Below are 7,864 nucleotides of genomic sequence, written 5' to 3' on the forward strand. Positions count from 1 at the left end.
ACGTGCGGTGGCGGTATTGAGGGTGACTGGATGCGCGGGACGCGGAGGGCAACACTCAGCTGAACGTGCTGTCTCGACCTGAACGATGGGCAGCGGCCTCCCGGGCCGCTGCCCGTCTCAAAGTTCGTTCAACGATTTTTCCGTCAGGTTCTTCGCCAGAAATTCCACCAGCGATCGCACCTTGCCAGCCATCAACCGCTGATGGGTCATCAATGCAAACACCGGCCTGGGCGGGGTTTCCGTTTCCGACAGCAATGGCAGCAGCCGGCCAGCCGCGACATGCTCGGCGATGGCCCACGCGGGCGCGTAGACGATACCCGCTCCCGCCGCCGCGGCGGCGACGACGCCATCCACCGTGTTCGAGCGCATCCGTGTACGCATTCGCACGGTCGTGGGTTTGCCTTTTTCCATCAGCGTCCACATCTCTTCCGTCGCCAGGTGGCTGTAGACGAGGCCGTCGTGTTGCAGAAGGTCCTGCAGGCTGGCGGGCACGCCGTGCCGCGCCAAGTAGTCGGGCGCGGCGCTCAGCACCCAGCGGATGGATCCGAGGCGACGGGCCACGAGGCTGGAACTAGGTTGCTCGCCGACCAGCACGGCCAGGTCTATCCCCTCCTCCAGCAGATTGACGGGGCGGTCTATCAGATGCAGGTCCAGCGTCACGTTGGGGTGCAGCACCAGGAACTTCGCGAGCAAGGGTTGCAGGTGGACCCGGCCGTACAGCGTGGGGGCGGTGACACGCAAGCGGCCCGAAGGCTCGGCAGCCTCGATTTGCATGCTGCTTTCCAGTTCGTCCATCTCGGCCAGCAGGCGTTTGGCCTCGGTGTAATAGCGCTGTCCCGCCTCGGTCAGCCTAAGGATTCGGGTCGATCGGACAAGCAGCCGCGTGCCCAGGCGTTCCTCCAGCGCGCTGATGCGCCGGCTGACCGAAGCCAGCGAAATCCCGCTCACGCGCGAGGCGCCGCTAAGACTGCCCTGGTCAACGGCCGCCACCAATAGCGCCATGCCTTCCGATCGCGTCACCATCCCCTCATCCTCCCCTCACTCTCGACGCTTTTTCGCAGATGTTCCTGCCGTTCCAGTATTTCATATCTGCAAGGCTGATTTACGGATTTTGCTATTCACCGCAAGGATCGTGACTTTCATACTGGGCGCCGATCCCTTTTTCCGTGTGTCGTGATGCCTGCTTCCGCTCTTGCCTCTCCTACCCCGTTGACGCCCGCTACCCGCCGCTATGCGATGCTGGCCGTATCCCTGTCGATCTCGATGGCGACGCTCGATACCTCGATGACGAACACGGCGCTGCCGTCGATCGCGTCGCAGCTCAGCGTGGACGCCTCGGACGTGATCGGTGTGGTCACGATCTATCAGCTGGTGATGGTGGCGACGATGCTGCCCCTGGCGGCCCTGGCCGGCAAAATCGGGCATCGCCGGGTGTTCATGCCGGCGCTGTGGCTGTTTCTGCTGGCGTCGATCTGGTGCGGCGCGGCACAGTCGCTATGGTCGCTGGAGGCGGCGCGGGCGGTCCAGGGCTTAGCCGCCGCGGCGCTGATGGGTTGCAACATGGCGCTGGTCAGCGCCATCTATCCGAAAGAACAGTTGGGCCGGGGCATGGGACTGAATGCCATGATCGCGGCGGCCTCGCTGGCGGGCGGGCCGGTCCTCGCATCGGCGATGTTGACGGTGCTTAGCTGGCATTGGCTGTTCTATGTGAACGTGCCGTTCTGCCTGATCGCGCTGGCCTTGGCCAGCAGCTATTTGCCCAGGTCGCCGGGCGATGGCCACGCGCTGGATGCGGGCGCGGCCCTGTTGTGTGCGCTGGCCTTCGGCTTGACTGTCCTGGGCCTGGAGCGCGTGGCGCGGCCTGACTGGGGCGTTGCCATGATCTGGGCGCTAGGTGTGGGGTGCTGGGCGCTACTGCTGCGCCGCGAGCGCATGAGCGCGCACGCGATCATGCCGCTGGACCTGCTGCGTCTGCCGCGCTTCTCGGTGGCGGTGCTGATCTGCGTGCTGGCTTTCGCGGCGCAGGGCGCGGCCATGGTGGCGCTGCCTTTCCTGCGGTCCCAGACGCTGGGACGCGACATCGCCGAGGTGGGAATGCTGATCGCACCCTGGCCGGTAATGGGCGCCTGCCTGGCGCCGTTCTCCGGAAAATGGTCGGACCGTATGTCAGCCGGCTGGCTTGGCGTGATCGGCCTGGCGCTGCTGGCCGCCGGCCTCTTGTGCGTGAGCTGGCTGCCGGCCGGCGCGCCGATGTGGGCGGTGATGATGCCGATGGCGCTGTGCGGCACGGGGTTCGGCCTGTTCCTGTCGCCCAATCAGCGTTTCATCATGATCACCGTGCCCACGCATCGCGCCAGCGTGGCAAGCGGCTTATCCGGGCTGGCCCGGTTATTGGGGCAGACGATGGGCGCGGCGTGTGTGGCCGCTTGCTTTACCTTCAGCCCCGACGTCGGCGCCACCTGGGCCTTGCGGGCGGCAGTGGCGTTCGCGTTGGCGGGGAGCATGGCCAGCGGCATGCTGGAGCTCATCACGCGCCACGCCAGGCACGCGTTGGCGGCATCGTGAGCCAGGCGGCAAGGCCGATTATCGGCCTGCGCCTGGCTCGGACCCTCCCGTCAAATGCCCCGCGGCCGGGTCGGCATCCCATCGATCAGCCGCCAGATCGACAGCGGATTGTCTTGTTGCAAGGCCTGCGGCCGCAAGGCGTCCGGCAAGTCTTGATAGCAGACCGGCCGTAGAAAGCGGTCAATGGCGGTTGCCCCGACCGAAGTGTGCGCCGCATTGGACGTGGCCGGGAACGGCCCGCCGTGCACCATGGCGTGACTGACTTCCACGCCCGTCGGAAAGCCGTTGGCGAGGATACGGCCGCACTTTCGCTCAAGCACGCGGACAAGCTTGCGGGCCGCAGCCAGATCCGGCTCATCGATCTGCAACGTCGCGGTAAGCTGGCCTTCCAGATGCTCCGCGACCTGCAGCAACTCCTGCAGGTCGCGCGCCTTCACGATCAGGGAGGCCGGGCCGAACATTTCGGCCTGCAACGCGTCGTGCCCCAGCAGGTTCCGCGCATCCGTGACGTACAGCGCTGCCTGGGCGGCGTGGGACTCGGCCTCGGCAGCGGCGCCGCTTGCCACGGTCTCAACGCCCGGCACCGCCTGCACCTGTTCGCGCCCCTTGCGGTACGCCGAGGCGATGCCCGGCGTCAGCATGACTTGCGGCGCTTTGGAAGCAAGCGCCTTGCCCGCGCTGGCGATGAAACGATCGAGGTCCGGGCCGTCGATGGCCAGCACCAGGCCAGGATTGGTGCAGAATTGGCCCGCGCCCAGGACGAGCGATTCGACGAAGCCCTGCGCAATCGCGTCCGTGCGAGCCGCGAGCGCCGAAGGCAACACGAATACGGGGTTGATGCTGCTCATTTCCGCATACACCGGAATCGGCTCATGCCGGCCATTGGCGATGTTGACAAGCGCCAGGCCGCCCTGGCGCGAGCCCGTGAAACCCACGGCCTTGATGGCCGGATGTGCGACCAGCGCCTCGCCGATCTCGCGGCCGGCCCCGATCAGCAGCGAGAAAACGCCCTCGGGCATAGCCGTGCGACGCGCCGCCTTCTGCACGGCCCGTCCCACCAGCTCCGAGGTGCCGAGGTGGGCGCTATGCGCTTTGACGATCACCGGCGCGCCGGCAGCCAAGGCCGATGCCGTATCGCCGCCCGCCACCGAGAACGCGAGCGGGAAGTTGCTGGCGCCGAACACGGCCACCGGCCCCAGCGGGACTTTCACCAGACGCAGGTCCGGGCGTGGCAGCGGCTGGCGCTCGGGCTGGGCCGTGTCGACAGTAGCGCCGAGGAAGTGGCCATCCCGCACCACCTGCGCGAAAAGGCGCAATTGGCCTATGGTGCGTCCCCGTTCACCGGTCAGGCGCGCCCGGGGCAGGCCGCTTTCCGCATGGGCGCGGTCGATGAGTTCGTCCCCCAACGCCAGGATCTCGTCGGCGATCGCCTCAAGGAATTCTGCGCGGCGCGCGAGAGGCAGGCTGCGATAGGGGTCAAACGCCGCCGTGGCCAATTGTGCGGCGCGCTCGACCTCCGCGTGCGTGCCCAGGCCGAAGACCGGCGCTGAAATCTCTGCGTTCAACGCCGGATTGAAAGCACGCTGGGTGCCGCCCGTGCCGCGTACTGCGGCATGGCCGATCAACATCTCTCCAGTGATCTGCATGAAGGGACTCCTTGGTTCTGAATGAATGAAGTTCTTTCGCGCACTGCCGGCGGCATGGCGCCGCAGCGCACGAAGAAGGGATCGTTGCAAGAGAAACGACGAATCAGTCGTCCAACGGCTGACCGCTACGGTCGCGGGCGACCGCCACGGAAATGATGGACACGACGGCGCATGCGGCCAGGAACAGCACGACGGGTACATAGCTGCCGCTGAAATAGGCAATCAGGGCGGTGGCGATCAAGGGCATCGGCCCGCCGACAAGCGCTGCGCCGATCTGATAGCCCAGCGACATGCCGGTATAGCGAATGGCCGGGGGGAACGCTTCGGCCAGCAGCGTGCCGATCATCGCGCCGTAGCTTGCCCAGATGACGCCAAAGCCCACGGCGATCGCAAGACCGGCAGCCCAGACCGACTTCTGGTCCAGCAACCAGAAGTACGGGAAGATCCATACCAAAAAGGCGACGCTGCCCCCGATGAATACCTTCTTGCGGCCAATGCGATCGGAAAGATGGCCAAAGAACAGCATGGCCGGAAAGGCGATCAATGCACAGACCAGCACGATGTTCAGGATCGTCGAGCGGGCGAACCCGTGGTCCATCATGTACGAGATGGTGAAGGTGGCATAAAGAAAAAAGGTGGACGTTTCCACGACCTTCGCGCCGATCGCGATCAACACTTCCCGCCAGTGGTGCTGCAAGGTTTCCTTGAGCGGAATACGGGCGCTGCTGCGCGTGGCCTGGATTTTCTTGAACGAAGGGGTTTCGCCCACGGCGTTGCGGATCCACATGCCGACCATCACCAGCACGATCGAGCCCACAAAGGGGATGCGCCACCCCCAGGACTGGAAGGCCTCTTCGCTCATGCTGGCGCTGAGCAGCGAGGTGATGATGTTGCCCAGCGCAAGCCCCAGCACGGCGCCGGTTTGCGGAACGGCGCCGTAGAAGCCGCGCTTCTTGCGCGGGGAATACTCCACGGCCAGCAGCACGCCCCCACCCCACTCACCGCCCAGCGCAAGGCCCTGCATCAGGCGCAGCAGCGTCAGCAGGATGGGCGCAGCCAACCCCACCTGCGCGTAATTGGGCAAGAGGCCCATCAGCACCGTCGACAAGCCCATCATCGACAGCGTCATCGCCAACGTTTTCTTGCGGCCGACGCGGTCGCCGATATGCGAGAAGATGACGCCCCCCAGCGGACGGACAAGAAACGCCAGCGCAAACGTCGCCAGCGCCATCATCTGGCTCACCAGCGCGTTGTCGCTGGGGAAGAACTGCTTGGCAAAAATGATGGACGACATGGTTCCATACAGGAAGTAGTCGTACCACTCGATGGTGCTGCCCACCGCACTGCCCATGAGCGCGCGGCGGCGCTCGGATTCCGGGACCATGGTTTCTTTATCAGCTGCCGACAGTCCGGCGCCGTTGACGGATAGGGTGCTCATGTCTCCACCTCATTAGGTTTGTTCATGGAAAATCGCCATCCCATGCGGATGCGGGATGGGTCTTATTGCATTGGGAGGGCGCCAGGCGCTTTACGTAGAGGCCCGCAGCATCGCCACGTAGTCGTCGGCACTGGCTTCACGCGGGTTGGTACGGTGGCTGTGGTCCGCCAGCGCGCCCTTGACGATGCGCTCGTAGAGCGCTTCGGTGACGCCCAGCTCGCCCAGGCCGGTGGGCAGGTTCAAGGCACGCGACTTGGTCACCAGCGCCTCTTCCACTGACTGCGAGGCGGACAGGCCCATCGCCTGTTGCAGGCGGGCGATCTTGTCTTCCCGCGCGACGGTTTCCGCGCCACGGTTAAAGCGCACCACCGCCGGCAGCAGGATGGCGTTGAGGGTGCCGTGATGCAATGTGGGGTTGATGCCGCCCAGGGAATGGCTCAGGCTGTGCACGCAGCCCAGGCCCTTCTGGAAGGCCAGCGCCCCCTGCAAAGACGCGCTCATCATATTGGCGCGCGCCTCGATGTTGGCCGGCTCGTCCATCGCCACTTCAATGTGGCGCCATGCGCGCCACAGGCCGTCAAGGGCAATGCCGTCGGCCGGCGGGTTGAAGGCCGGGGCAAGAAAGGTTTCGATGCAGTGGGCGATGGCGTCCATGCCCGTGGCGGCCGTCAGTCCAGCGGGCAAACCCAACGTGAGTTCCGGGTCGCAGATGGCGACCTTGGGAATCACGTGCGGCGAAAGAATGCCCACTTTGCGCCCGTCTTCCAGAATGATGATCGCCCCGCGGCCGACTTCACTGCCGGTGCCTGCCGTCGTTGGGACGGCGACGATGGGCAGCGTGGCCGCCGTGATGTTCTGCATGCCGCCTTCGATCAAGGCGAACTGGCGCAGCGCGCCGTCATGGCGTGCAGACACGGCCACGGCCTTGGCCAGGTCGATCGAAGAACCGCCGCCGACAGCAACGACACCATCGCAGCCCGCGTTCTTCAGGCTTGCCACGCCGGCACGCACGGCCGTTTCCGACGGGTTTGGGGGGGTATCGCTGAACACCGCGAAGCTGGCGTTGCCCAGGGCCGACTTCACGCGATCGATAATGCCGGCCGCCTCCACTCCCCGATCGGTCACGATCAAAGGTTTTGTAATACCCAGGCGGTTGCAGACCTCCTTCAGGTCTGCCAGGACGCCGGCGCCGAAGTGAATTTCGGTCACGTAATTGATCAGTGCCATGGTGCCGCTACTCCTCGTTCATCTCAACCAGATAAGAAGTGCGAGTCTAGGCATGGGGCCCGTTTCGGTACACTGACGAGTTTCCATACAGCTATAACTTTTATTCATGGCAAACCTGTCGCCTAGCCTGAATTCCGTCATGTCGCGCCTGCATGCCAAGCAGCTCAGGCTGCTCATCACCATTGAGGAGTGCGGCTCCCTGCTGGGGGCGGCAGACAAAATCGGTCTTACCCAACCCGGCGCCAGCAAGGCTCTCCGCGAGCTTGAACAGACCTTGCAGGTGGAGCTGTTTGCGCGTACCAATCGAGGGTTAATCCCTACGGAGGCCGGGCTGTGCGCATTGCGCTTTGCGCGTCTGATCCAGGCGGACATCAACAAGCTAAGACACGAACTGGATGCGATCGCGAGCGGTGCAGGCGGACGCCTGGCCATCGGCACCATCATGGGTGCCGTGCCGGTGCTGACCGATGCGGTGACGCAATTGCTGCGTCAGCAGCCGCGCATGTCCGTGGAAATCGTGGAGGACACGAGCGAAACGCTGCTGGGTCTGATTGATCGTGGCCGGCTGGACGCGGCGATCTGCCGATCCTCCGTCAGCCGAAATCCGGACGTCTATGAATCGCTTTTCGTGAAAGCCGAATCCCTGGCCGTGATCGCCAACGTGCGCCATTCGGCGATGGGCGCTGACGCGGTGGATTTGCGTGAATTGCAGGATAGCCGTTGGGTGGTCTATCGCGCCCACATGCCGATGCGCCGGTTGCTGGAGCGGGAATTCCATGAAGCGGAACTGAACTTTCCCTTGCACCTGATCGAAACCACGTCGGCGCTGGCGACGCTTACCCTGCTAAGCCGCAATACCGATCTGGTGGCGCTGGTGTCGGAAGACCTGGCCAACTATTTCTGCCGCAATGGTCTGGTCGGCGCCCTGGCGTTGACGCTCAAGTCGCGCAGTGAGCCTTACGAGCTGGTGTTTCGCAAGGGCGCCCCG

General features: G+C 64.8%; 6 protein-coding genes. 2 read left to right on the forward strand and 4 right to left on the reverse strand.

What is annotated here, in order from left to right; genetic code table 11:
• Positions 1–117 precede the first annotated feature (117 nt).
• Complete coding sequence (locus ACO6D5_RS28745; RefSeq protein WP_485827277.1) at positions 118–1,002, reverse strand: LysR family transcriptional regulator; 885 nt, start codon at positions 1,000–1,002, stop codon at positions 118–120.
• A 174-nt stretch (positions 1,003–1,176) separates the two neighbouring features.
• On the opposite strand from ACO6D5_RS28745, the gene ACO6D5_RS28750 reads away from it, so the two are divergent.
• Positions 1,177–2,565 (forward strand): MFS transporter, encoded by a 1,389-nt coding sequence (locus ACO6D5_RS28750; RefSeq protein WP_485827278.1) that lies wholly within the window; start codon positions 1,177–1,179, stop codon positions 2,563–2,565.
• Between the two features lie 50 nt (positions 2,566–2,615).
• Here the strand turns inward: ACO6D5_RS28750 and ACO6D5_RS28755 are convergent, their stop codons facing one another.
• From ACO6D5_RS28755 to ACO6D5_RS28765, 3 genes are all read right to left on the reverse strand, one after another.
• Positions 2,616–4,211 carry an aldehyde dehydrogenase (NADP(+)) gene (locus tag ACO6D5_RS28755; protein WP_485827281.1) on the reverse strand — a complete coding sequence of 532 codons (1,596 nt, stop codon included), beginning with the start codon at positions 4,209–4,211 and terminating at the stop codon, positions 2,616–2,618.
• A gap of 103 nt (positions 4,212–4,314) precedes the next feature.
• Entirely contained in the window at positions 4,315–5,649 is a 1,335-nt protein-coding gene (locus ACO6D5_RS28760) for an MFS transporter (protein ID WP_485827279.1), read from the reverse strand.
• Between the two features lie 90 nt (positions 5,650–5,739).
• Positions 5,740–6,876, reverse strand: a complete 1,137-nt coding sequence (locus ACO6D5_RS28765) for an iron-containing alcohol dehydrogenase (RefSeq protein ID WP_315526845.1) — start codon at positions 6,874–6,876, stop codon at positions 5,740–5,742.
• A gap of 139 nt (positions 6,877–7,015) precedes the next feature.
• On the opposite strand from ACO6D5_RS28765, the gene ACO6D5_RS28770 reads away from it, so the two are divergent.
• Positions 7,016–7,864, forward strand: an 849-nt coding sequence (locus tag ACO6D5_RS28770; RefSeq protein ID WP_485827280.1) for a LysR family transcriptional regulator, incomplete at its 3' end; no start/stop codon positions are given.

The organism is Achromobacter sp. (assembly GCF_057314935.1).

Excerpts from the sequence above, each read along its gene's own strand:
- ACO6D5_RS28745 (WP_485827277.1), bottom strand. The coding sequence starts at position 1,002 with ATGGCGCTATTGGTGGCGGCCGTTGACCAGGGCAGTCTTAGCGGCGCC.
- ACO6D5_RS28750 (WP_485827278.1), top strand. The coding sequence starts at position 1,177 with ATGCCTGCTTCCGCTCTTGCCTCTCCTACCCCGTTGACGCCCGCTACC.
- ACO6D5_RS28755 (WP_485827281.1), bottom strand. The coding sequence starts at position 4,211 with ATGCAGATCACTGGAGAGATGTTGATCGGCCATGCCGCAGTACGCGGC.
- ACO6D5_RS28760 (WP_485827279.1), bottom strand. The coding sequence starts at position 5,649 with ATGAGCACCCTATCCGTCAACGGCGCCGGACTGTCGGCAGCTGATAAA.
- ACO6D5_RS28765 (WP_315526845.1), bottom strand. The coding sequence starts at position 6,876 with ATGGCACTGATCAATTACGTGACCGAAATTCACTTCGGCGCCGGCGTC.